Origin of the sequence: Roseovarius amoyensis (genome assembly GCF_003260265.1) — a bacterium.
GTDB lineage: Bacteria > Pseudomonadota > Alphaproteobacteria > Rhodobacterales > Rhodobacteraceae > Roseovarius > Roseovarius amoyensis.
Map to the genome: position 1 here is coordinate 245,428 of NZ_QITQ01000001.1, position 23,352 is coordinate 268,779.

General features: G+C 64.0%; 29 protein-coding genes. 20 read left to right on the forward strand and 9 right to left on the reverse strand.

The window, feature by feature from the left end; translation table 11 throughout:
* Positions 1 to 4: 4 nt before the first annotated feature.
* A complete protein-coding gene (locus tag DL899_RS01185) occupies positions 5 to 733 on the forward strand; it encodes a FadR/GntR family transcriptional regulator (RefSeq protein ID WP_111731934.1) in 729 nt (242 codons plus the stop codon).
* A gap of 70 nt (positions 734 to 803) precedes the next feature.
* Here the strand turns inward: DL899_RS01185 and ribA are convergent, their stop codons facing one another.
* Positions 804 to 1,901 (reverse strand): GTP cyclohydrolase II, encoded by a 1,098-nt coding sequence (gene ribA / locus DL899_RS01190; protein WP_111731935.1) that lies wholly within the window; start codon positions 1,899 to 1,901, stop codon positions 804 to 806.
* Between the two features lie 167 nt (positions 1,902 to 2,068).
* Here ribA and DL899_RS01195 point away from each other — a divergent pair, with 167 nt between their 5' ends.
* The 6 genes from DL899_RS01195 (at position 2,069) to DL899_RS01220 (ending at position 6,151) form a co-directional block, all read left to right on the forward strand.
* Positions 2,069 to 2,755: a response regulator transcription factor gene (locus DL899_RS01195; protein WP_111731936.1), complete on the forward strand. Its 687-nt coding sequence runs from the start codon at positions 2,069 to 2,071 to the stop codon at positions 2,753 to 2,755.
* Positions 2,756 to 2,950: 195 nt separating this feature from the next.
* Entirely contained in the window at positions 2,951 to 3,352 is a 402-nt protein-coding gene (locus DL899_RS19270) for a hypothetical protein (protein ID WP_162685451.1), read from the forward strand.
* Between the two features lie 172 nt (positions 3,353 to 3,524).
* On the forward strand, positions 3,525 to 4,313 hold the full coding sequence (locus DL899_RS01205) for an exodeoxyribonuclease III (protein WP_111731938.1): 789 nt from the start codon (positions 3,525 to 3,527) through the stop codon (positions 4,311 to 4,313).
* Between the two features lie 51 nt (positions 4,314 to 4,364).
* Positions 4,365 to 5,282 carry a thioredoxin gene (gene trxA / locus DL899_RS01210; RefSeq protein WP_111731939.1) on the forward strand — a complete coding sequence of 306 codons (918 nt, stop codon included), beginning with the start codon at positions 4,365 to 4,367 and terminating at the stop codon, positions 5,280 to 5,282.
* A 27-nt stretch (positions 5,283 to 5,309) separates the two neighbouring features.
* On the forward strand, positions 5,310 to 5,960 hold the full coding sequence (locus DL899_RS01215; RefSeq protein WP_111731940.1) for an LON peptidase substrate-binding domain-containing protein: 651 nt from the start codon (positions 5,310 to 5,312) through the stop codon (positions 5,958 to 5,960).
* The gene (locus DL899_RS01220) at positions 5,957 to 6,151 is read left to right on the forward strand and encodes a Trm112 family protein (RefSeq protein WP_111731941.1); all 195 of its coding nucleotides are present in this window, start codon (positions 5,957 to 5,959) and stop codon (positions 6,149 to 6,151) included. The genes DL899_RS01215 and DL899_RS01220 overlap by 4 nt, the downstream gene beginning before the upstream one ends.
* Positions 6,152 to 6,167: 16 nt before the next feature.
* On the opposite strand, the gene DL899_RS01225 is transcribed toward DL899_RS01220, so the two are convergent.
* From DL899_RS01225 to DL899_RS01245, 6 genes are all read right to left on the reverse strand, one after another.
* Positions 6,168 to 6,656, reverse strand: a complete 489-nt coding sequence (locus tag DL899_RS01225) for an RHS repeat-associated core domain-containing protein (RefSeq protein WP_111731942.1) — start codon at positions 6,654 to 6,656, stop codon at positions 6,168 to 6,170.
* A 73-nt stretch (positions 6,657 to 6,729) separates the two neighbouring features.
* Positions 6,730 to 7,077, reverse strand: coding sequence for a hypothetical protein (locus DL899_RS19275; RefSeq protein ID WP_162685452.1), 348 nt, complete (start codon positions 7,075 to 7,077; stop codon positions 6,730 to 6,732).
* 499 nt (positions 7,078 to 7,576) lie between these two features.
* Positions 7,577 to 7,753 (reverse strand): hypothetical protein, encoded by a 177-nt coding sequence (locus DL899_RS01230; RefSeq protein ID WP_162685453.1) that lies wholly within the window; start codon positions 7,751 to 7,753, stop codon positions 7,577 to 7,579.
* 112 nt (positions 7,754 to 7,865) lie between these two features.
* A complete protein-coding gene (locus DL899_RS01235) occupies positions 7,866 to 8,588 on the reverse strand; it encodes a hypothetical protein (protein WP_162685454.1) in 723 nt (240 codons plus the stop codon).
* Between the two features lie 297 nt (positions 8,589 to 8,885).
* Positions 8,886 to 9,119 (reverse strand): DUF2842 domain-containing protein, encoded by a 234-nt coding sequence (locus DL899_RS01240; RefSeq protein ID WP_111731945.1) that lies wholly within the window; start codon positions 9,117 to 9,119, stop codon positions 8,886 to 8,888.
* 10 nt (positions 9,120 to 9,129) lie between these two features.
* Positions 9,130 to 10,425: an adenylosuccinate synthase gene (locus DL899_RS01245; RefSeq protein WP_111731946.1), complete on the reverse strand. Its 1,296-nt coding sequence runs from the start codon at positions 10,423 to 10,425 to the stop codon at positions 9,130 to 9,132.
* A gap of 155 nt (positions 10,426 to 10,580) precedes the next feature.
* Between DL899_RS01245 and DL899_RS01250 the strand changes: the two genes are divergently transcribed.
* From DL899_RS01250 to DL899_RS01260, 3 genes are all read left to right on the forward strand, one after another.
* Positions 10,581 to 10,979, forward strand: a complete 399-nt coding sequence (locus DL899_RS01250) for a DUF6524 family protein (RefSeq protein ID WP_111731947.1) — start codon at positions 10,581 to 10,583, stop codon at positions 10,977 to 10,979.
* A 91-nt stretch (positions 10,980 to 11,070) separates the two neighbouring features.
* Positions 11,071 to 11,436 carry a preprotein translocase subunit SecG gene (gene secG, locus DL899_RS01255; protein WP_111731948.1) on the forward strand — a complete coding sequence of 122 codons (366 nt, stop codon included), beginning with the start codon at positions 11,071 to 11,073 and terminating at the stop codon, positions 11,434 to 11,436.
* Positions 11,437 to 11,594: 158 nt separating this feature from the next.
* Complete coding sequence (locus DL899_RS01260) at positions 11,595 to 13,238, forward strand: CTP synthase (protein WP_111731949.1); 1,644 nt, start codon at positions 11,595 to 11,597, stop codon at positions 13,236 to 13,238.
* 6 nt (positions 13,239 to 13,244) lie between these two features.
* Here the strand turns inward: DL899_RS01260 and DL899_RS01265 are convergent, their stop codons facing one another.
* Positions 13,245 to 13,748, reverse strand: a complete 504-nt coding sequence (locus tag DL899_RS01265; RefSeq protein ID WP_162685455.1) for a hypothetical protein — start codon at positions 13,746 to 13,748, stop codon at positions 13,245 to 13,247.
* A gap of 254 nt (positions 13,749 to 14,002) precedes the next feature.
* Here DL899_RS01265 and DL899_RS01270 point away from each other — a divergent pair, with 254 nt between their 5' ends.
* From DL899_RS01270 to DL899_RS01315, 10 genes are all read left to right on the forward strand, one after another.
* On the forward strand, positions 14,003 to 14,455 hold the full coding sequence (locus DL899_RS01270; protein ID WP_111731951.1) for a tellurite resistance TerB family protein: 453 nt from the start codon (positions 14,003 to 14,005) through the stop codon (positions 14,453 to 14,455).
* 39 nt (positions 14,456 to 14,494) lie between these two features.
* Complete coding sequence (locus DL899_RS01275; RefSeq protein ID WP_111731952.1) at positions 14,495 to 14,932, forward strand: tellurite resistance TerB family protein; 438 nt, start codon at positions 14,495 to 14,497, stop codon at positions 14,930 to 14,932.
* On the forward strand, positions 14,929 to 15,672 hold the full coding sequence (locus tag DL899_RS01280; protein ID WP_239494556.1) for a phosphate/phosphite/phosphonate ABC transporter substrate-binding protein: 744 nt from the start codon (positions 14,929 to 14,931) through the stop codon (positions 15,670 to 15,672). Before DL899_RS01275 ends, DL899_RS01280 begins: the two co-directional genes overlap by 4 nt.
* A gap of 133 nt (positions 15,673 to 15,805) precedes the next feature.
* Positions 15,806 to 16,582 (forward strand): ABC transporter ATP-binding protein, encoded by a 777-nt coding sequence (locus DL899_RS01285; protein ID WP_111731954.1) that lies wholly within the window; start codon positions 15,806 to 15,808, stop codon positions 16,580 to 16,582.
* Positions 16,583 to 16,619: 37 nt separating this feature from the next.
* Positions 16,620 to 17,336, forward strand: a complete 717-nt coding sequence (locus DL899_RS01290) for a transporter substrate-binding domain-containing protein (protein ID WP_111731955.1) — start codon at positions 16,620 to 16,622, stop codon at positions 17,334 to 17,336.
* A 101-nt stretch (positions 17,337 to 17,437) separates the two neighbouring features.
* A complete protein-coding gene (locus DL899_RS01295; RefSeq protein WP_111731956.1) occupies positions 17,438 to 18,319 on the forward strand; it encodes an ABC transporter permease in 882 nt (293 codons plus the stop codon).
* Positions 18,316 to 19,122: an ABC transporter permease gene (locus DL899_RS01300; RefSeq protein ID WP_111731957.1), complete on the forward strand. Its 807-nt coding sequence runs from the start codon at positions 18,316 to 18,318 to the stop codon at positions 19,120 to 19,122. Before DL899_RS01295 ends, DL899_RS01300 begins: the two co-directional genes overlap by 4 nt.
* 209 nt (positions 19,123 to 19,331) lie before the next feature.
* A complete protein-coding gene (locus DL899_RS01305; RefSeq protein ID WP_111731958.1) occupies positions 19,332 to 21,134 on the forward strand; it encodes an aminopeptidase P family protein in 1,803 nt (600 codons plus the stop codon).
* A gap of 88 nt (positions 21,135 to 21,222) precedes the next feature.
* Complete coding sequence (locus DL899_RS01310; RefSeq protein ID WP_111731959.1) at positions 21,223 to 21,564, forward strand: DUF427 domain-containing protein; 342 nt, start codon at positions 21,223 to 21,225, stop codon at positions 21,562 to 21,564.
* A gap of 81 nt (positions 21,565 to 21,645) precedes the next feature.
* On the forward strand, positions 21,646 to 23,043 hold the full coding sequence (locus DL899_RS01315) for a helix-turn-helix domain-containing protein (protein ID WP_111731960.1): 1,398 nt from the start codon (positions 21,646 to 21,648) through the stop codon (positions 23,041 to 23,043).
* Between the two features lie 12 nt (positions 23,044 to 23,055).
* Here DL899_RS01315 and DL899_RS01320 read toward each other — a convergent pair whose 3' ends face one another.
* The gene (locus DL899_RS01320) at positions 23,056 to 23,292 is read right to left on the reverse strand and encodes an HP1242/YdcH family protein (protein ID WP_111731961.1); all 237 of its coding nucleotides are present in this window, start codon (positions 23,290 to 23,292) and stop codon (positions 23,056 to 23,058) included.
* Between the last annotated feature and the right edge of the window lie 60 nt (positions 23,293 to 23,352).

The window sequence follows — 23,352 nt, forward strand, 5'->3', positions numbered from 1 at the left end:
ACAAATGAAATCCGACCCGAAACCCAGACGCGACCTTTCGACCCAGATCGCCCACGCCATCCGCGACGCCATCGTCGAGGGGCGCATGATCGTGGATGAACGCCTGCCATCCGAGGCCGAGCTTGCCGACAGGTTCGGGGTGTCGCGCCCGACCGTGCGCGAGGCGCTCAAGCGGCTGGCGGCGCAATCGCTGATCCGGACAGAGCGCGGCGCCTTTGGCGGCGCCTTTGTCAACCGCCTGTCCTATGACGAGACGCATGGCCAGCAGATCACCACCGCGACACTGCTGCTGTCGATGAACGCGGTCAGCTTCGCCACCGCCTGCGAGGCGCGTTATGCGCTTGAGGGGGCCTGCATCACACTGGCCGCGGCGCGCCGCGACGACGAACACCTTGCCACCATGCGCGCCGAAATCGCCCGCCAGTCCGACCCGACGCTGTCGGACGAGGGTTTTTGCGCATCGGATGTGGCCTTTCACCGTGCGCTGGTCGACGCGGCGCAGAACCCGGTGCTCAGCTATCAGCTTGCCGGCGCGGTCGAGGCGATGCAGCCGCTGATGAACATGATCACCTTCACCGCGCGGTCACGCGGGGCGATCATCGACCTGCACACCCGCATCGCCGACGCGATCGGGGCCCGCGACGCCACCATCGCCACCGCCGCGCTGGAAGAACTCGCCGCCTATACGCTCAAGCTGGGCAAGGGCGTGGCGGCCGCCCGCGCCAGGGGCTGAGTCCGGGCTTCTTTCTGCCCTGCTTCTTTCTGGTCAAAAATACCCCCGCCGGAGGCGTCCCGCCACCCAATCAGAGCAGGTGACCGGATTTCTTTGCCTTGGTCGCCAGGTAGGCGCGGTTCTGCGGTGTCTCGCCCACCCTCAGCGGCACGCGTTCAACCACCTCGATGCCGCTGCGGCGCATCATCTCGATCTTGGCGGGGTTGTTGGTCAGCAGCCGCACGGCGGAAAATCCTAGCCGCTTTAGAATCTCGGCGCCGATGCGGAAATCGCGCTCGTCATCCTCGAACCCCAGCCGGTGATTGGCCTCGACGGTGTCGAACCCCTGGTCCTGCAGCGAATAGGCCCGCATCTTGTTGGCCAGTCCGATGCCGCGTCCCTCCTGGTTGAGATAGAGCAGCACGCCGGCGCCCTCGGCCCCCATCTGCGCCAGCGCCCCGCGCAGTTGCGGGCCGCAATCGCATTTCAGCGACCCCATCAGATCGCCGGTAAAACAAGCCGAATGCAGCCGCGCCAGTACCGGCGCATCGCGCGCGGGTGTGCCAATCTCGACGGCGTAATGCTCTTCCGCGCCGTCATGGGGACGAAAGACGTGCAGGCGGCCGGCCTCGGACACGGTCAGCGGCAGGCGGGCGCTGACCACCGGGTCAAGCGGGCTCATCTCATCCAGGTGCGCCACGGCGGCGGCGGCGTTGATCAAGGTCAGGCGGCGCGGCGCGGCAAAGCCCGCCACGTCGCTCATCGGCAATACCAGCGCCGCTGGCAGCAGCCGGGCCGATTTGGCCAGCTTCAGCGCCAGCCGGTGCAGATCGGCCGGCCCGTCGCGCTGGGCCGGCAGCGGCCCCTTCATCGGCACGCGCAGGTCATCGGCCGGATCGGCCACCGCGCGCACCCAGCCGGCAGAGGCGTCCGGCGGCAGCGGAATGCGCGCCAGATCACCATCATATGCACGCGCCTTCAGCGTTTCGGCGCGCCTGGCGCTGATCGCAAGGACCGGTTCACCCCCCAGCAAGAGAATGTCGTTCAGCCGGGCCGGATCCAGCGTTTCGGCGGCCAGCACCAGCATCCCCGCTGTACCGCAAGCACCGACCAGCGCGACAGGAACGCCCATGCGCAGATCGGACCGCGCGCGGGCGCATGTCTCGGCGATGTCTGGGGTAAGGCTCATGTTTCTGGTATCCGTTGGTTTGAACCGGCTCTCTCTTTACCGCCCTTTGCAACGGATTGAAACATTTGGATGTCTCCCTACACTTGGCCGTGAGCAGCCGGTCACAAACCTTGTCGTCAGGGGCCTCGCGTATCAGATCACCCTCAAAGCACGAGGACAGAGAAACAATGGCACAGTTGAAAAAGATCCTGCTGGTGGACGACGACGCCGACCTGCGCGAGGCGCTGGGCGAACAACTGCTGATGACCGAGGATTTCGACGTGTTCGAGGCCGGCACCGGCGCCGAGGCCACGACGCGGATCAAGGACACGATATTCGACCTGGTGATTCTCGATGTCGGCCTGCCCGATACCGATGGGCGCGAACTGTGCCGGCTGATGCGCAAGCAGGGCGTCAAGGCGCCGATCCTGATGCTGACGGGCCATGACGGCGATGCCGACACCATCCTGGGGCTGGATGCGGGCGCCAACGACTATGTCTCGAAACCGTTCAAGTTCCCGGTCCTGCTGGCCCGCATCCGCGCGCAGCTGCGCCAGCACGAACAATCAGAGGACGCGGTATTCCAGCTTGGGCCCTATACCTTCAAGCCGTCGATGAAGATGCTGATCACCGAGGACGACCGCAAGATCCGGCTGACCGAGAAGGAAACCAACATCCTGAAATTCCTCTACCGCTCGACCGAGGGCGTGGTCGCCCGCGACACACTGCTGCATGAGGTCTGGGGCTATAACGCCGGCGTGACCACCCACACGCTGGAGACGCATATCTATCGACTGCGCCAGAAAATCGAGCCCGACCCGTCGAATGCCCGCCTGCTGGTGACCGAAACCGGCGGCTATCGCCTGCTGGCCTGATTGGGGTTGATCGAAATCAAGGGCATTTCTCACATTCTCTGTTGAAATCACCACATTCCCGACACATGTGCGGGTTATCACATGTACCTCCCTGTTGGACTGGCCCTGGCTTTGCCGGGGCCTTTTTTTGGTGATTGTTTGTTTGACGAGCCCGCGTGAAGTTGCCAGTCTGAGAACCCATCATAGGAGGATTCGATGGGCATTCCGGCGCTGCGGCTTGTTAAGACCTTTGGATTTGGGGAAACCGATAGCGGAAAGTGGCTTGTAATCGAAGGTGAAGACCAAAATGGCCAACGTCTAACCCTCCGAATACCATTTACCATTGAGGGCGAATTTCTATCAAAGTTCCAAGCAGCTTCAGCAACAGCCGCAAAGGCTCGGGGCTCGGTAATGGAGGCGGCGATCGCCAACGCTATGAATCCTCGACAAATTGATTTTGGGGTGACTGATGAGGGAAAAATCGGCCTTCGCATGCAAATGCAAACTGGAACGACACTCGACCTTCTGATGGGCAATCACGAGATTGATCAGTTCCGTAGCGCATTGAACGAATTGGACACATATCAGCAAAAAGGTGGTCCGGAGCGTTCGCAGTAAGCTCATACTCTATAGGTACTAGAACACCACCACTTGGTTGGTAACTCGACACTGACCCAACTTTTCGGGGTTTCCCGTTGCACCCCGTGCGCCATCTAGTGCCGCCCACCCTCTGGCCCCGCGCCCACACCCATGCTAGGCGAAGGCGCCGCCACCCTTGGGAAAGCAACGCATGCCCTTTACGATCGCCACCTGGAACATCAATTCCGTCCGCCTGCGCGCCGACCTCGTCACCCGGCTGATGCGCGAGGAAACCCCCGACATCCTGTGCCTGCAGGAATGCAAGAGTCCGGTCGACAAGATCCCCGCCGACATCTTTGCCGCGCTTGGTTATACCCACATGGTCGCTCGTGGCGAAAAGGGCTATAACGGCGTCGCGATCCTGTCCAAGCTGCCGATGACAGAGGCCGGGGCAGAGGATTTTGCCGGTCTCGGCCACGCCCGCCACATCGCCGGGCGGCTGGAAAACGGGGTCACCATCCACAATTTCTATGTCCCCGCCGGCGGCGACGTGCCCGACCGCGAAGTCAACGTGAAGTTCGGGCAAAAGCTCGACTACCTCGCCGACATGCGCGACCGTTTCCACGCCGAAACGTCGGAGAAATCCATCCTCGTGGGCGATCTCAACATCGCCCCGCGCGAAGACGACGTCTGGTCCCACAAGCAGCTCTTGAAGGTGGTCAGCCACACCCCCGAAGAGGTCGAGCGCCTGGGCGAAGTGATGGATGCAGGCGGCTGGTGCGATGTCACCCGCCGCGATATTCCCGAGGGCCAGCTTTACAGCTGGTGGAGCTACCGCGCCCGCGACTGGGAAGCGGCCGACCGCGGCCGGAGGCTCGATCACGTCTGGGCCAGCGCCGACATTGCCGGCGCCGCGCATTCCAGCCGTATCCTGCGCACCGCGCGGGGGTGGGAAAAACCATCCGATCACGCCCCGGTTTTTGCCAGCTTCGACCTTTGACACAGCCGGTCGGCGCGCACATATAAGGTGCAACCGATATAGGAGACGGACATGCTTGAACTGGGTGGAAACACCGATGCCGCGCCCCAAGCCGGGCTGATCCGGGACGTGACCGAGGCCGATTTCATGACCGAGGTGATCGAGGCATCGAACGAGGTGCCGGTCATCGTCGATTTCTGGGCGCCCTGGTGCGGCCCGTGCAAGACGCTGGGACCGGCACTGGAGGCGGCAGTGACCAAGGCCCGAGGCGCGGTGCGGATGGCCAAGGTCAATATCGACGAGAACCAGGCCATCGCGGCCCAGTTGCGCATCCAGTCGATCCCCACGGTCTATGCCTTCTGGAAGGGGCAGCCGGTCGACGGGTTCCAGGGCGCGCTGTCGGCCTCGCAGGTGGACGAATTCGTTGCACGCGCGGTGCAGGCAGCCGGCGGCGATGCCGGCGGCGGGCTGGACGAGGCGATCGAGGCCGCCGAGGAAATGCTGGAACAGGGCGCCGCGGCGGATGCCGCGCAGACCTTTGCCGCAATCCTGCAGGAAGACGACAAGAGCGCCCGCGCCTATGCCGGGATGGTGCGTGCCTATATCGCGCTGGAAGACATTGACCAGGCCGAGGCCATCCTCAACGGCGCGCCGGCCGAGATTTCCAACGCGCCCGAGCTGGAGGCCGCGCACGCGGCGCTGGAACTCGCCCGCCAGGCGGCCAATGCCGGCCCGGTGGACGCTTTCAAGGCCACGGTCGAGGCGGAACCCGACAACCACCAGGCACGGTTCGACCTGGCGCAGGCGTTGCAGGCCGCCGGCCGCAGCGAAGAGGCGGTGGACGAACTGCTGGAACTTTTCCGCCGCGACCGCGAATGGAATGACGAGGCCGCGAAGAAACAGCTCTTCACGATCTTCGACGCGCTCAAGCCCACCGACCCGGTTGTTCAGAACGGGCGGCGCAAGCTCAGTTCGATGATATTTGCCTGACCCCCTCGGCCGGGCTAGATATCGTTCATGCTGAGCCAGGCCGACCTGCCCGAGATCATTCCCGTCTTTCCGCTGCCCGGCGCGTTGCTGTTGCCGCGCTCACGCCTGCCACTGCACCTGTTCGAGCCGCGTTACCTGGCGATGCTGGACGATACGCTGAAAACGCCCGAGCGGCTGATCGGCATGGTCCAGCCCGCCAAAAGCCCCGGCGAACAACCCGATCAGCCGCCATTGCACCGCATCGGCTGTGTCGGGCGGGTGACGCAGATGTCGGAAACCGAGGACGGGCGCTACATGATCACGCTGACGGGCATCTCGCGGTTTCGTATCGGTGACGAGATCGAAGGCTTTGCGCCCTACCGGCGCGCGCGGGTCTCGTGGCAGGGGTTCGAGCGCGACCTCGGTCCTGCCGACTGCGATCCGGGCTTTGACCGGGCGGCCTTCATGGCGGTCCTGGGCCGCTATTTCGAGAACCGCCACCTGCAGGCCGACTGGGAAACGCTGAAGGCGGCCGAGGACGAGTTGCTGATCAACTCGCTTTCCATGCTGCTGGGGTTCGACCCCGAGGACAAGCAGGCCCTGCTTGAGGCGCCATCGCTGACCACCCGGCGCGAAACGCTGGTCACCTTGCTTGAATACGCCCTGCGCGGGGGCGACGACACGGAGACACTGCAATGACAGACACGACCGACGCACCGGCCATCGACCGGCGCATGCTCGAGGCCCTGATCTGCCCGCTCACGCACACCACGCTGCGCTATGACGCCGACGCGCGCGAACTGGTGTCAGAGGCCGCCGGCCTCGCCTTCCCCATCCGGGGCGGGATACCGGTGATGCTGACCGACGAGGCCCGCAAGCTGGAGGATTGAGGCCTGGCGCAGGCCCTCAGCCCCCCTCCGGATCGAACCTGTTGATCGGATCGTTGCTGGCGTAGGCATAGCGGTTCGTCCCCACGCCCTGCTCGGTCACGCCCAGCCAATCGGGCTGGATGAAGAGCGCCAGTTCGGGGTCGTAGTAACGGTTGTTGAGGAACTGGAGCTCGGCGTGTTCGTCGTAGCGCTCGCCGAGGAAGCCCTTGTCTTCCTTCGTCAGGGCGATGTCGAGGGTTACCTCCCAGGCGATCTTGCCGAACGGGTGATAGGCGCGGCGTTCGGCGCTGGCGCCGGAACTGTCGGAGATGCCGATGATCGAGCCCAGCTGGTCGGCGTGCAGGTAGTGGGTGCTCCGGCCCGCGCTTTCGTCCGTCAGCCGCACGTCGCCTGTCAGGTGGTTGAGCATCCTCTCCTGCGCCGCCCCGTCGCCGAAGTTGCGGATCTCGGTGCCGTTGATGTAGGCGGTGACGGTCTTGCCTACCGTGCCCGCCTTCTCGATCACCTTCAGGCGGCTGCCATCGGCAACTCAAGAAGTCGAAGCCAATCAACACTGATTTGCCGACTGCTCGACAAGACTAAAGCTCGATTTCAGCTGCTTCAAATAACTTTCGCCCAACCTCGTCCGGCAGGTAGTTTCGAAGAAAATCCAAATATGGACGGCCATCTTGAGCAAATTTCGCCCCCACAACCCCTTCGAAGGTATCCTTTAGACCTTCCCTAAGCACTCCTCGGCGATCATTCGTTGAGACCGCTTGATTCAAGACCGTGATCAGTCTTTCGTCTACGAACTTGAGGCCGCCGAGATCGACATCTGACGATTGCGCTAAGAAATCTCGATGTGCATTCTCTGCAAGAACAATCAACTTCTGCTCTTCAAGAGTGAGGTTTTCACGCAAATTCTCAAATTTCGTTTTCTGCGGCATCAGAACAACCCCGAGTAAGGAGCGATTTCGCCGAAGTATGCGTTCGAAAGCTTGTGATATGCCCATCCACTTGGGTTAATTCTTGCCACCCCTCTAATCTGGTTCGCAACGTGCGGTGAACCGATGCCGCCAAATGAATCGATCAACTGTTGTTCCCGCCCCCTGATCGCTCCCCATTCCAAGCCGCGCCATCGGCCTCTTAGCGCCTGATCACGAACGGGAAAGCTGAAATCTCGTGCTTTTAAAGTGGCGTGACTTGACCATCTCCGAGCTATCGCTTGATCTGCTGAAGTACAATAGCAAGACGTGCGACCAATATACACTTCACCATTGGGTCCAATCGATTTGTAAGTAACATTCAGTCTAAACTCGGCATCAGATTCTGCAGCACCAACAGCGGCACCCACCACTGTTCCAAGCGGACCTGCGCGGCTCCCGCGGGTAGCGCCGGCAACGACTTTGCTGCCCGCTTCCATCAACGACCCTCGCGACGAAGCTATCACATTGTCGCGAGAAACCGGCTCGTTTGGCGATACGCCCCCCCGAACACCACCCCACCAAGCTGCCCGCCCAGATATGACGCCGCGGTGCTGATCGCGTAATCCTTGATGACATCCCCCGGATCGGCGCCGTTCGCCAGAGCCGAGACTGTCCGGACCGCGTTGACCACCTGCATGACCTGCGACACTGCCGCCAATGCGGGAGTCAGTTCGGTGCCCGCAAGAGCCGAAATGCGTCTGATGTTGTATCAGCCGACATGAACCAAGCGATCCAGCGGCCTTTTGGCACTATTTTAACCTCAATCCACGCTCGATTGCCAGTCTATCAAGTATCTCCTTCAAAGGCGTTTGAGGGTCTTCTTCGACCATCCAGTTGAATGCATCAGTACGGGCTCTCTCCGCTTCAATAAAGTCACTCTTGGCCTTAAGATCCAAGCCCTTCTTGTAGCGATACCAAGCCGCCATAAGTATATTATCAACGGGGGTGCTACTGAGTTCGTCAGGGACATCGTTGAGAAATTCGATGTACTGAGCATATGAGTGGATACTAAAATCGAGTGGTGGGAGGTCGTGCAAACCCCAGCGGAATTTTGACCGATCCAGTTTCAGGTTATGTAGAGTTTTTTCAAGTACATCTTGCGCGGTATCGCCGAGTTCATAAAACTCCCTTGCTGATTGCCCCAGTCTTTCATCTTCGATTGAAGTGAGGCATGTCTCGTAGAGTATCTTTTTTAGGGTAGGCCTGATACGATCTATGGCCCGCTGATCTCCTTCAAGATCACGCATGAAGTCATCCAGAATTTTCGACATCAGATTTGGTCCGTAGAATACCCTATCGTATCCGCCTCCACTTCCATATTCTTCTCTGATGCCATTTCGGTAACTCTTCCAATCTACAGCAAGAGAGGTGCAGCTTCTATTCAACAACGCCGTCACCGGACCGTCCGATGCTTGCAGAGAGGCCAGCTGTAAACAAAGCGCTAGAAAGAAAGTAGAAGTGAAAAGTTTCATCTAAGCCACCACCAGATCAGGATAGGTCAATTTCGTTCAACCTCAGTCTCCTTTTTGTTTTCAAGATCTACTTTATATAAATTCCGCTATCCGTTCTCAGGCCGCAAACTACACGAAGGACACCAGAATATCGACTCCATCCCCCCGGAAACCGTCCAATCTTCAAATTTATGCAAATCCCCGGCTGCCGGGCCGGGGCCTCGCCACCCAGACAGAAGGCCCCGGATCAAGTCCGGGGCGGGTGACGGTACGAATCAAAGCGCCCTGAAATATCCCGAAGGACGTCGCAGGCAGGGATCAGCCGTCCTCGCCGCCCGCGTCGCCGTCAGCCTTGCCGATACCGGAAAAGACAAAACGGAACGGCAGCATCCACAAGAACCCGAGCACGACATAGATCAGCAGTTCGACCACAAAGGGCGGCCGGTCAAGCAGGTCGACCACGTTCACCGCCACGATGATATAGACCGGCAGGCCGATCAGCAGGATCACCAGTGACCAGCCGCGGCGGGCCTTGTAGCTGAGATTTGGCATTGGCGGCGCCTCAGTCGGCAAACGGGTCGGTGACGAGGATGGTATCGTCACGCTCGGGCGAGGTCGACAGCAGCGCGACGGGACAGTCGATCAGCTCTTCGACCCGGCGGACATACTTGATGGCGTTCGCCGGCAGGTCGGCCCATCTGCGCGCGCCCTCGGTGCTTTCGTTCCAGCCCGGCATTTCCTCGTACAGAGGCACGCAACGGGCCTGTTCATCGGCGGCGGTGGGCAGGTGATCAAGGCGCTTTCCGTCCAGATCGTAGCCGGTGCAGATGCGCAGGGTCTCGAACCCGTCGAGCACGTCGAGCTTGGTCAGCGCGATACCGTTCACGCCCGAGGTGGCGCAGGTCTGACGCACCAGCACCGCGTCGAACCAGCCGCAGCGGCGCTTGCGCCCGGTGACGGTGCCGAATTCGTGGCCGCGTTCGCCCAGGCGCTGACCATCGTCATCGTTCAGCTCGGTCGGGAACGGCCCCTCGCCCACCCGCGTCGTGTACGCCTTGACGATGCCGAGGACAAAGTCGATGGCGCCGGGCCCGACACCAACCCCGGTGGCCGCCTGCCCGGCGATGACGTTGGATGAGGTCACGAACGGATAGGTGCCGAAATCGATGTCCAGCAGCGCGCCTTGCGCGCCTTCAAACAGGATGCGCCGCCCGGCCTTGCGCTTTTCGTTCAGCACCTTCCACACCGGCGCAGCGTATTGCAGGATCTCGGGCGCCACCTCGCGCAGGCGGGCCAGCAGCGTGGCGCGGTCGACGGGGTCAAGCCCAAGCCCCCGCCGCAGCGCGTCGTGGTGCAGCAGCGCGCGGTCGATACGGGCCTCAAGCGTCGCGTCATCGGCCAGGTCGGCCACGCGCACCGACCGTCGGCCGACCTTGTCCTCATACGCCGGGCCGATGCCACGCCCGGTGGTGCCGATCTTGGCGTCGGGGCTGGCAACGGCCTCTCTCGCGCGGTCCAGCTCGCCGTGAATCGGCAGAATCAGCGGCGTGTTCTCGGCGATCATCAGCGTCTCGGGCCCGATCTCGACCCCCTGGGCGCGAATCGAGGCGATCTCTTCGACCAGGTGCCAGGGGTCCAGAACGACACCGTTGCCGATGACGCTCAGTTTGTCCGGCCGCACGACGCCAGAAGGCAGCGCATTCAGCTTGTAGACGGTGCCGCCAATGACCAGCGTGTGCCCCGCGTTGTGCCCGCCCTGAAACCGCGCGATCACGTCAGCGCGCTCGCTCAGCCAATCGACGATCTTGCCCTTGCCCTCGTCGCCCCACTGGGCGCCCACGACCACCACATTCGCCATGCTGTTTCCCCTGACACCGGATTGAAACCCGCGCCGGTATAGCGACGCCACGGCGCGGTTGAAACAGCAATTTCGCGGCCCCTGGCCGGCTGAGGGCTGGACAGGGGCGCCAAGCTGCGCAAAAACATGAACCAATTCAGTTCCTGGGGGGGCACATGACCGGATTTCTCTGGCGGCTTGTCGCGGCCTTCGGGCTGCTGTCCGCCACCTTCAACCCGACCGATTGGAACTACGTTACCTGGGTGCAGGAAAATTTCACCGGGCAGATGCCGCTGGCGGTGCTGCTGGGGCTGCTGCTGTCGGTGGGCTATATCATCTATCTGCGCGCCACGCTGCGGTCGATCGGCGGCTTCGGAATGTTCATGGTGCTGGCGATCGCCGCCTCGGCGGTGTGGGTGCTATACGACTACGGGTTGCTTGCGCTGCGCGACACCTCGCAGATGGTGTGGCTGGCGCTGGCGGCGCTGGCATTCGTGCTCGGCATCGGGCTGAGTTGGAGCCACGTGCGCCGCCGCCTGTCGGGCCAGGCCGACATGGACGACGTCGACGAATAACCCCGCGCGTCGCTTTGCCCCAAGACGCGGGTTGCAGGGGCAGCGCGAATTGCATAAGTACCGCCGTGTTCCGAACCGCTGGGTCGCTTACATGCAAAACGTCATTCTTCTTGTACACCTGCTGCTGACGCTGGCACTGATCATCGTGGTGCTTGTGCAGCGCTCCGAAGGCGGAGGGCTGGGCATGGGCAGCGGCGGCGGCAACATGACGGCGGGGCGCTCGGCGACCACGGCCATGCACAAGGCCACCTGGGTGTTGGGCATCAGCCTGTTCGTCACCTCGATGGCGCTGACGATCATCGCCGCGCAATCCTCGAGCGGGACATCGGTGCTGGATCGGATCACCGACAGGCCGGCGGCACGCGAAGAATCCGTGCCGGTGACGCCGGAGACTAGCGGCGACCTGCTGCCCCCGGCGGCTGGCGACGATGCACCGCTGATACCGACCGCCGACTGAATACTACCGATTGAGGTAACTCTGAATTCCGCAACAGCATCTTGCGGTATCCTTGCGCTATGCGCGGGATTGCGTTATGACTTGGGTCCCGTGGTGCTATGGTCGAATCGACCGTTCGGGCCCCGCTATTTGGGCAGATTCACGGGGGGTGACGTCACATGGCGCGCTATGTCTTCATTACCGGCGGCGTCGTTTCATCTCTTGGCAAGGGGCTGGCCTCGGCCGCGCTGGGGGCGTTGCTGCAAGCGCGCGGATTTTCGGTGCGGCTGCGCAAGCTTGACCCCTATCTCAACGTCGATCCCGGCACCATGTCGCCATTCGAACACGGCGAGGTCTTCGTCACCGACGATGGCGCCGAGACCGACCTGGACCTGGGCCATTACGAACGCTTTACCGGGGTGCCGGCGCGAATGACCGACTCGGTCTCGTCGGGGCGGATCTATTCCAACGTTCTGGAAAGGGAGCGGCGCGGCGACTATCTGGGCAAGACCATCCAGGTGATTCCGCACGTCACCAACGAAATCAAGGACTGGCTCGCCATCGGCGATGACGAGGTCGATTTCATGCTGTGCGAGATCGGCGGCACGGTGGGCGACATCGAGGGGCTGCCGTTCTTTGAGGCGATCCGCCAGTTCAGCCACGACCGCCCGCGCGGGCAATGCATCTTCATGCACCTGACGCTGCTGCCCTACCTGGCGGCGAGCGGCGAGTTGAAGACCAAGCCGACGCAACACTCGGTCAAGGAGCTGCAGTCGATCGGGATCGCGCCCGACATCCTGGTGTGCCGCTCTGAACAGCCGATCCCCGACAAGGAACGCGAAAAGATCGCCCTGTTCTGCAATGTCCGCAAAGAAGATGTGATCGCCGCCTACGACCTCGGCTCGATCTACGAGGCGCCGCTGGCCTATCACCGCGAGGGGCTGGACCAGGCAGTTCTGGACGCGTTCGAGATTTCCCCCGCTCCGAAACCGGACATGACCAAGTGGATCGATGTCGAGGACCGCATTCACAACACCGACGGCGCGGTGAACATCGCCATCGTCGGCAAGTACACGCAGCTTGAAGACGCCTACAAATCGATCAAGGAGGCCCTGACCCACGGCGGCATGGCCAACCGCGTCAAGGTCAACGTCGAATGGGTCGATGCCGAGATTTTCGACACCGAAGACCCCGCCGCGCGGCTGGAAGGGTTTCACGCCATCCTGGTGCCCGGCGGATTTGGCGAGCGCGGCACAGAGGGCAAGATCAAGGCCGCCCAATTCGCACGCGAACGCAACATCCCCTATCTGGGCATTTGCCTGGGCATGCAGATGGCGGTGATCGAGGCGGCGCGCAACTTGGCCGGGCTCAGCGATGCAGGGTCCGAGGAATTCGACCACGAGGCGGGCGGAAAACGCTTTACGCCGGTGGTCTATCACCTCAAGGAATGGGTGCAGGGCAACCAAAAAGTGCACCGCAAGCCCGGCGACGACAAGGGCGGCACGATGCGGCTGGGGGCCTATGACGCAGTGCTGAAAGAGGGCTCTCGCGTGGCCGGGATCTATGGCGGCACCGCCATCGACGAACGCCACCGGCACCGCTACGAGGTGGATATCAAGTACCGTGACAAGCTTGAAAAGATCGGCCTGCGGTTTTCCGGCATGTCGCCCGACGGCCGTCTGCCCGAAATCGTGGAATGGCAGGATCACCCGTGGTTCATCGGGGTACAGTTCCACCCGGAACTGAAATCCAAGCCGTTCGCGCCGCATCCGCTGTTCGCCGATTTCGTGCGCGCCGCGGTGGAAACCTCGCGCCTGGTCTGATCGCCGTCAGTTCAGGCGCGGCAACAGCCGTTGCAATGCCCACGGCGCCAGCCCGAGGCGCCACGCCGTGCCACGCAGATGCGCCCGCTGACAGGTCTCGCGGTCCTGCTGTGAAATCTCCAGCGCCTTTTGCAGCAGCGTCTCGTCCAGAACCCAGCGGCCGCGCCGCCCCTCGGTCCGGTCGGCGCGCTGCGCCGCCTGCCATTTCCGCGCATTCGCCGGCGCGACGATCCTCGGCCCCGGCCGCAGTTGGTAAAATCCGCTGTTCACGCGCAAGCAGATATTGTCGAGCAGCCGCGCCGCGCCAAGATGCGCCTCGGGCACGTCGCGCTTGGGCAGGTAGTTGAAGCGTTCCGGACCGCCATTGAAAAAGACGCTCAGCGCCGAGGCCAGGTCGATGCATTTCTGCGCCATGATCCATCCCAGCACCGGCTCTGACTCCCGCGACCAGCGATAGTACCGGGCCATCCGCCTCAGCTCTTCTTCGCTGGCCGCCTGGGCAATGCTCAACTGTTGCTCCGCGCTGCCTGCTGGAAGCCTGAGCCGTCCAAAGAGTGTCATGTTGGGATGGTCCTCAATTCGAATACTGCCGATGCCCCAACATCACCCGACAAATCGTAATTTCTTGGGAGTAATTGTGACCCTCCTGCGACCAATCGCAATGGAATGTCGCCGCAACCGAAAGGCCGATTGCCAAACCCGGCCGGGTCGCTATCTGTGATTGAAATCGCCCAACGCAACAGATGCATCCCGGACGCTATCGAATGGAAGTCAAAGCCCTTCTTCATCGCCTGCTGCACGCCCAGCGCGCGCCCCGGCCCGAGCCCCTGCCAGAGCCCGACGAAAAGCTCGCGCTCGGCGCGCTGATGGTGCGGGTGGCCATGTCGGACAGGAACTATCAACTGGCCGAGGTCAGCCGCATCGACCGGCTGTTGTCACGGCTTTACGGGCTCAAACCGATCGAGGCGGCCAAGATGCGCGCCACCAGCGAACGGCTGGCCCGCGCGGCACCCGAGACCGCCCGCTTTGCCCACCTGATCCGCGAAACCGTCAGCAAGGAGGCACGCGCCGGCACCCTTGCTGCGCTGTGGGAGGTGGTGCTGGCCGACGGCACCGCGGATTCTGCCGAACTGGACGTGATCGAAGAGGTGCGCGAGGCGCTGGGCCTGTCGGAAATCGACAGCGCGCAGGCCCGCACCATCGCCGAGCAAAGTTAGCGATTGGCGCTGCGGCCCGCGCCGCCTATATCGGTCCCCATGTTTGCAGATTTCCTTTCCCGCCTCATACGCCCCGAACCCGCCCCGCTGGACCAGGCCGACGCGCGGCTGGCGCTGACTGCGCTGCTGGTGCGGCTGGCCCGGTCCGATGGCCATTATTCCACCGACGAGGTCGCCCGCATCGAACGCATCGCCGGCGCGCGCTATGGTCTTGACGCGGGCGGGGCGCATGCGCTGCGCGAAGCCGCGGAACAGCTGGAATCAGAGGCCCCCGACACCGTGCGTTTCACCCGCGCGATCAAGGATGCCGTGCCCTATGAATACCGCATCGGCGTGATCGAGGCGCTCTGGCAGGTGGCCCTGGCCGATGGAGAACGCGACGCGGGCGAGGATGCCCTGATCCGCCTGGCAGCAAATTTCCTTGGTGTCAGCGACCGCGACAGCGCGCTGGCCCGTCAAAGGGTGGACCGCGCATGAGCCTGGCCAGCCTGCCGATGTACGACCGTCCCGAGATGCGGGACGCTCATGACCGCCTCTGGCAGGAAATCCGCGCCCGGCTGGGCGATGGCCCCGAGACCCTGACACGCGGCGGCGATCTGTGGGATCACTGGCTGTCGCCCGGGCTGGTGCTGTCGCAGACCTGCGGCCTGCCCTACCGCACGCGGCTTTTCGGCAAGGTGGCCAAGGTGGCCTCGCCTGACAACCGCCTGCCAGACTGCCCGCCGGGGCATTATTTCAGCATCTTCGTCGTTCGCGCAGACGACCCGCGTCAGGACCCGGCCGAATTTGCCGATGCACGCCTCGCCGTCAACGAATCGGTCTCGCAAAGCGGCTGGGGCGCGCCCTTCAACTATGCGCGCGAGCGTGGCTTTGCCTTTGCCGACACGATGGAAACCGGGGCGCATGTGCTGTCGGCCGCGGCGGTGGCCGAGGGGCGCGCTGACATCGCGGCAATAGACGCGCTGACATGGCGGCTCTATCAGCGGCATGACCCGCAGGCGGCAGAGCTGCGCGAGATCGGGCGCACCACGCCCACCCCTGCCCCGCCCTATATCACCGCGATCACCCGCGATGCGGCGCCGGTTCTTGCTGCGCTCACTGATGCGATCGACGCGCTGACGCCGGCCGACCGCGACACACTGTCGCTTTATGGCGTCGTCCAGGTTTCCGACGCGGCCTATCAGGCCGTGCCGAACCCGGCGTCGCCCGCGGGATAGCCTGCCGAAACGGACGGGCAGGCCCCCGTTTCGCCACGGCAGCCGCCGGGATGCCCGTATTGCACGTTGCAATGCGCCGGAATTTCGGCCCTACTGCGGGCCACCACCCAGTCACCGCCGCACGGAGCCACCCTTGACCGACGCCACGCCCGTCATCGAAATCCACAATCTTCACAAGGCATATGGCACTCTCGAAGTGATCAAGGGCGTCGACATCACCGCGCACCGTGGCGACGTGATTTCACTGATCGGTTCGTCAGGATCGGGCAAGTCCACCATCCTGCGCTGCATCAACCTGCTGGAGGACAGCCAGCAGGGCGATATCATCTTCAAGGGCGAGCCGGTACGCTGGCGCGGCGAGGGGCTGGGCCGCCACCCTGCTGACCCCAAGCAGGTGATGCGCATCCGCACCAATCTTTCGATGGTGTTCCAGCAGTTCAACCTGTGGGCGCATCTCACCATCCTCGAAAACGTGATGGAGGCGCCTGTCACCGTGCTGGGCCGCGACCGGGCCGAGGCCGAAAAGGCCGCGCGCGCCTATCTCGACAAGGTCGGTATCGGCGACAAGTGCGACGCATGGCCGGCGCAGCTTTCGGGCGGGCAGCAACAGCGCGCCGCCATCGCCCGCGCCCTGGCGATGGAGCCCGAGGCGCTGCTGTTCGATGAACCGACATCAGCGCTCGACCCCGAACTGGAACAAGAGGTGGTGCGCGTCATCAAGGACCTCGCCGCCGAGGGACGGACGATGATGATCGTTACCCACGACATGCGGATGGCGGCGGATGTGTCCGACCACGTCATCTTTCTGCATCAGGGCCTTGTCGAGGAAGAAGGCCCGCCCGACGCGCTGTTCGGGCAACCCAAATCAGAGCGGCTGCAGCAGTTCCTCAGCTCGACGATGGCCGCCTGACAGTATCGAAACCAGGAACCAACCAAGGAGAACCTTCATGAGAAAACTGATCCTCTCCGCCGCCGCGCTGGCCGTATCGGCCGGGATGGCGATGGCCCAGGACGTTGTGCGGCTGGGCACCGAGGGCGCCTATCCTCCGTGGAACTTCATCAACGATGACGGCCAGGTCGACGGGTTCGAACGTGAACTGGGCGACGAGGTCTGCAAACGCGCCGAGCTGACCTGCGAATGGGTCACCAACGACTGGGATTCGATCATCCCCAACCTGGTTTCGGGCAACTACGACGTGATCATCGCCGGCATGTCGATCACCGCCGAGCGTGACGAGGTGATCGACTTTACCCAGAACTACACCCCGCCGGACCCGTCGGCCTATCTGGCCATGTCCGCCGATGTCGATCTCGACAACGCGGTCGTCGCCGCCCAGACCGGTACAATCCAGGCCGCGTTCGTGGCTGAAAAGGGCTGGACGCTGGTGGAATTCTCCACGCCCGAGGAAACCATCGCCGCCGTGCGCAACGGCGAGGCCGACGCGGTGCTTGCCGACAAGTCCTATCTTGCGCCGGTCGCGGCCGAAGAGGCCGACCTGATGCTGCTCGAACGCGAAGAGCTGATCGGCGGCGGCATCGGCATCGGCGTGCGCGAATCCGATGGCGAGCTGAAGGCGACGCTCGACGCCGCCATCCAGTCGATGAAGGATGACGGCAGCCTCAACACGCTGATCTCGAAGTGGGAGGTCGCCTCGACCTTCTGACGACCGTCATGACCATCGCGGGGCGCGCGCGCATCTGACTCGCGCGCCCCGCCCAGGCGTCACACGGGCACCAAGACCCGTCAGCCGAGGGGGACAGCACCATTTTCTCTTTCTGCGCAGATCCTTCGACGCTGGATGGCTGGCGCTGGCTTGCCTGCTATCTGACCACCGGCAAGCACATGTCGCTATATGTCTCGGTGCTGGTGGTGCTGGCGCTGCTGGCGGTCACGGCGCCGGCGGCGCTGATATTCGGTTTCGGCGGCGCGGTGGCGGCGCGTTCGCATTTCCTGCCGCTCAGATGGATCGGCCGCACCTATATCGCCATCGTGCGCGGCGTGCCCGATATCGCCTTTTTCCTTTTCTTCGTGATCGCGCTCGACCAGGGGTTCGAATGGCTGCGGCACAAGGTCAAATGCCCCGACTGGGATCAGCCGATCCGGCAGGGCAACGATTTCATCGTCTGCGCCCAGGCCAAGTTGCCGCTGTCGACCTCGCCGCAATGGGTGCATGAAACCTATGGTTTCTTCCTTGCGGTGCTGACCTTCGCCATCGTCTTTGGCGCGTTCGCGGCCAATGTCCTCTATGGTGCCATGCGCGCGGTGCCGCACGCGCAGCTTGAAACGGCCGAGGCCTATGGCATGACCCGCCGGCAGGCGTTCCGGCGCATCCTGGTGCCGCAGATGTGGGTTTACGCGCTGCCGGGGCTTTCCAACCTCTGGATGGTGCTGATCAAGGCAACGCCGCTCTTGTTCCTGCTGGGGGTCGAGGACATCGTCTATTGGGCGCGCGAACTGGGCGGCACCGCCAACCCGCGCTTTACCGAGTATCCGCACGGCGACTGGCGGGTGTGGTATTTCCTGGCGCTGCTGTTCTTCTACCTCGCCTTCACGCGGGTGTCGGAAATCTTTCTCGAACGGCTGATGGTACGGCTCAGCCACGGGCAGGCCACCACCGGCGGCAGTTCACAGGGGCACACGGCATGAGCTGCTGGGAAACCGTCCAGGGCTATGCGCTGCGCAGTCTCGGCATCGGCGAGCGGCTGCTGCCGCGCGAGGATTTCACCCTGTGCGAACAGGTGACGCTGATCGGCTCTGGCCTGATCTGGAACATCTATTTCGGCACGCTGGCGCTGTTGGCGGGGTTCTTCCTGGCCACCGCGGTGGCGCTGGGCAAGGCATCGCGCCGCCGCATCCTGCGCAAGCCGTCGGAATGGTTCATCCTGGTCTTTCGCGGCTCGCCGCTCTTCATCCAGTTCTTCTTTGCCTATTTCCTGTTCCTGTCGCTGAAATCGGTCAGCCCCGTCTTCGATGCGTTCACCTCGGCCTGGCTGGGGGCGCTGGTGGTGCTGTTTCTCAACACCGCCGCCTACTCGGGCGAGATATTCTATGGCGCGCTGCGCTCGATCCCACGCGGCGATGTCGAGGCCGCCGACGCATACGGCTTTTCGGGCTGGCCGCGCTTTCGCCGGATCGTCTGGCCGACGATGCTAAGGCTGGCCTGGCCGGCCTACACCAACGAGGCGATCTTTCTCTTTCACGCCACGACGCTGGTCTATTTCTCGGGCTTTCCGGCATGGCAGCAAAAGGGGGACGCGCTCTATTACGCCAATTACTTCGCCGACAAGACCTTCAACCCCTTCGTGCCCTACCCGATCCTGGCGGGGTATTTCATCCTGCTGACGCTGGTGATCCTGAGCATTTTCGGCTTGATCAACCGCCATCTCAACCGTCACCTGCCGCAAGAGGCGCGCCGCAAGATGCGCCTGCGCATCAACGTCATCCGCTAGACCCGGCTGGCACCGGTCATGGGGGCTCTGCCCCCGCCGCGACAAGCCGCGCCTCCCCCGGGGTATTTCGGACCAGAAAGAAGCCCGGGCGCGCACCTGCTTCTTTCTGGTTTCAAATACCCCAATCCCCTGCCAGCCACAGGCGGGCGATTGATCTCTGGACGCCCCTCGCCTAGCAATGGGGCCTCAGCCACCGAAGGGATGTGCCGATGTTTCAGTCCTTTGTCGATACCGCCCGCCCCGAGCAGGGACCGCCGCGCCTTGCTGCGCTGCGCCAAGCCATGGCCGCCGAGGGGCTGGCCGGTTGGCTGGTGCCGCGCGCCGATGCACACCAGGGCGAATACGTCGCCCCTGGCGACGAACGGCTGGCGTGGCTGACGGGTTTTACCGGCTCGGCGGGTTTCTGCATCGTGCTGGCCGATATCGCCGGGCTGTTCGTCGATGGCCGCTATGGCGCCCAGGCGCGCGCGCAGGTGGACACCGGCCATTTCACCCCGGTCGACTGGCCCGCAACCCGGCCCGCGCCGTGGCTGCGCGAGCATCTGCCAACCGGCGGCGTGGTGGGGTTCGATCCCTGGCTCTACACGCCCGCGCAGATCGAGACGCTGGAGAACGAGCTTGCCGGCAGCGACATAACCCTGCAACCGGGCGAAAACCTGGTCGACCGCGTATGGCCCGACCGCCCCGCCCCGCCGCAAGGGCCGATGCGCGTCTATCCTGAGGAATTCGCCGGCGAAAGCCACGCCGACAAGCGCGCCCGCCTTGCCAAGGGGCTGCGCAAGGCGGGGCAGGCGGCGGCGGTGCTCACCCTGCCCGACTCGATTGCGTGGCTGCTGAATATCCGCGGCTCGGACATTCCCCGCAACCCGGTGCCGCACGCCTTTGCCATCCTGCACGACAGCGGCCAGGTGACGCTGTTCGCTGACGCCGCCAAGATCGACGACGGCGTGCGCGCGCATCTGGGCGACGAGGTGTCGATCCGCCCGCCCAATGCCTTTCTGCCGGGGCTGAGGACGCTGGCCGGGCTGGTGCGGCTGGACAAGGCCAGCGTGCCGCTGGCGGTGGCGCAGCAATTGCAAGAGGCCGGCGTGCCCGCCGCCTGGGATGACGACCCCTGCATCCTGCCCAAGGCATGCAAGACCCCGGCCGAAATCGCCGCCACCCGCGGCGCCCATCTGCGCGACGGCGCCGCGCTGTGCGAATTCCTGGCCTGGTTCGACGCCCAGCCCCCGGGCAGCCTGACCGAGATCGACGTGGTGACACGGCTTGAGGCCGAACGAAGCGCCACGGGCGAGCTGCTGGATATCAGCTTCGACACCATCGCCGGGTCGGGCCCGCATGGGGCGCTGGCGCATTACCGGGTGACCGAAAGCAGCAACCGCCGGCTCGTGGATGGCGATCTGCTGGTGCTCGACGGCGGCGGCCAGTACCTGGACGGCACCACCGACATCACCCGCACCCTGCCGGTGGGCCGGGTCGGTGCCGAAGAACGCGCCGCCTTTACCCGCGTACTGCAGGGCATGATCGCGGTCAGTCGGGTGCGCTGGCCGCACGGGCTGGCCGGGCGCGACCTGGATGCGCTGGCGCGCTATCCGCTGTGGCTGGCGGACCAGGACTATGCCCACGGCACCGGTCACGGCGTGGGCGTGCATCTGTGCGTTCACGAGGGACCGCAGCGGCTGTCGCGCCAGGGCGAGGTGCCGCTGGAACCCGGCATGATCATCTCGAACGAGCCCGGCTATTACCGCGAGGGTGCATTCGGCATCCGCATCGAGAACCTGCTGGTGGTGACCGAGGCCGCGCCGCTGGAAGGTGGCGACGGCGCCACGCAGCTTGCCTTCGAGACACTCAGCTTCGTACCGATAGACCGGCGGCTGATCGACGAGCGCATGCTTGATCCGGCCGAACGCACCTGGCTTGACGCCTATCACGCGACATGCGCCGAACGGATCGCCCCGCGCCTGTCCCCGGGCGCGCGCGACTGGCTGAAGGCCGCGACCAAGCCGCTTTGATGCAATAATGTCGGATACCGGGACTCGCACCCAACCTGCCTGGCGGTATAAGAGGGGCCCAACACGAAAACCCGGGGAGAGAGACCGCATGAGCAAGATAACCATTCGCAGCGCCGAGGGAAAATGGTGCGTGCGCGCCGGCGGCGCCATCCTGGGAGACAGCAAAAACGCACTGATCCTGAGCGAGGAAGGGCTGTCAGACGTGGTCTATTTCCCGCGCGCGGATGTGGCGATGGCGTTTCTCGACCCGTCGGATCACCGCACCCACTGCCCGCTGAAGGGCGACGCCACCTATTTCTCGCTGGTGACCAAGAGCCGCACGCTCGAAAACGCGGCCTGGAGCTATGAGAACCCGATCGAGGCGGTCGCGCGCGTCAAGGATCACATCGCTTTTCACGTCGGTGACGACATCGCCGTGGAACGCATCTGACGGCGGGCCCTTCGGCCGGCTTGCGCGGTCGGGTTTGCAAAGCTACCCTTGGCAAATCGCGAAACTGCAAAGGCCGCGCCCATGCCCGCCCAGAAACTCTATGCCGGCGCCAAGCTGCGCGAGACACGCCAGCGGCTGGGGCTGACGCAAAAGGACTTCGCCGCCAAGCTTGGCGTGTCGCTGCCCTATCTCAACCAGATGGAAAACAACAACCGCCCGGTCAGCACCACGGTGGTGCTGGCGCTGGCGCAGGAGTTCGGCTTTGACGTGACCGAGCTGTCGACCGGCGATGCCGAGCGGATGATCTCGGACATGCGAGAGGCGCTGGCCGACCCGGTCTTTGCCGACGACCCGCCACCGCTGACCGACCTGCGGCTGACCGCCTCGAACGCGCCGGCGCTGGCGCGCGCATTCTTGGAACTGCACCGCGCCTATCGCCAGACGCATGAGCGGCTGGCCAGCCTGGACGAGGCGCTGGGGCGCGAAGACAGCCGCATGCAGCCCAGCCCCTGGGACGAGGTGCGCGATTTCTTTCACTACTGCGACAACTACATCGACGCCGTCGACCGCGCCGCCGAACGGTTTGCATCGGCGGCCGGGGCGCGAACCGTGCCCGCGCAGGCCGAGGCGCGGCTGGCGGCGATGGGCATCACCGTCACCGTGTCCGACCAGCCCAAGCTGCGCCGTTTCGACAGCGAGACCCGCACGCTGTGGCTGTCATCGCGCGCGGCACCGGAAACGCGCGGCTTTCAGATCCTGCACCAGCTGGCGCTCCTGACCCAGGACAAGCTGCTGGAGGCGACGCTGGACCTGGCGCGCTTTCAGTCGGAAGAGGCGCGCGCCATCGCCAAGATCGGGCTGGCCAACTATTTCGCCGGCGCTGTGCTGATGCCCTATGGCGCCTTTCTAGAAGCCGCGCAGGAAAGCAGGCACGACCTGGAAATCCTGTCCAACCGGTTCGGCGCCTCGATCGAACAGGTCTGCCATCGCCTGTCGACGCTGCAGCGCCCGGGCGCCAAGGGCGTGCCGTTCTTTTTCGTCCGGGTCGACCAGGCCGGCACCATCACAAAGCGGCATTCGGCCACGCGGCTGCAATTCGCCCGCTTCGGCGGCGCCTGCCCGCTGTGGAACGTGCACCGGGCCTTTGAAACCCCAACGCGGTTCCTGCGGCAGCTGGCCGAAACGCCCGACGGGGTGCGCTATATCAGCCTGGCCCGCGACGTCAGCAAATCGGGCGGCAGCTTTGGCGCGCCGACGCGCCGGTTCGCGATCTCGCTGGGGTGCGAGGTGCGCCACGCCGACGCGCTGGTCTATGCTGACGACCTGGATCTGACCAACGCCCGCGCCTATGAGCCCATCGGCATTTCGTGCCGCATCTGCGAGCGCACCGGCTGTCACCAGCGGTCCGTGCCGCCGCTGGAGCGGCGGCTGAAGGTGGACCCCAACGAACGCGGCGTGTTGCCCTATACGGTAGACTGACGGGCGCGCCCGTCAGGCCGTCAGCATACCGTACAATTCATCCTTGAGATGGGCGCGCTTCTTGCGCAGATCCACCTCGGCCAGATCCCCGACCGGCTCGACATTGGTCTCGGCCCGATGAACGGCGCGGTTGACCTCGTGATACTCGTCAAAGAGCCGGGCAAAATGGGGGTCACCCGCCTTCATCGCGGTGATCTTGTCGGCCAGTTCGGGGAATTCCTCGTGCAGCTCGTGCGGGGTGTGCGTCATGTCGCGCCTTTCCTTTGTTGAAGTCGCGCCCATTGTGCCCCGCCTGCGGCGTGGTGTCCT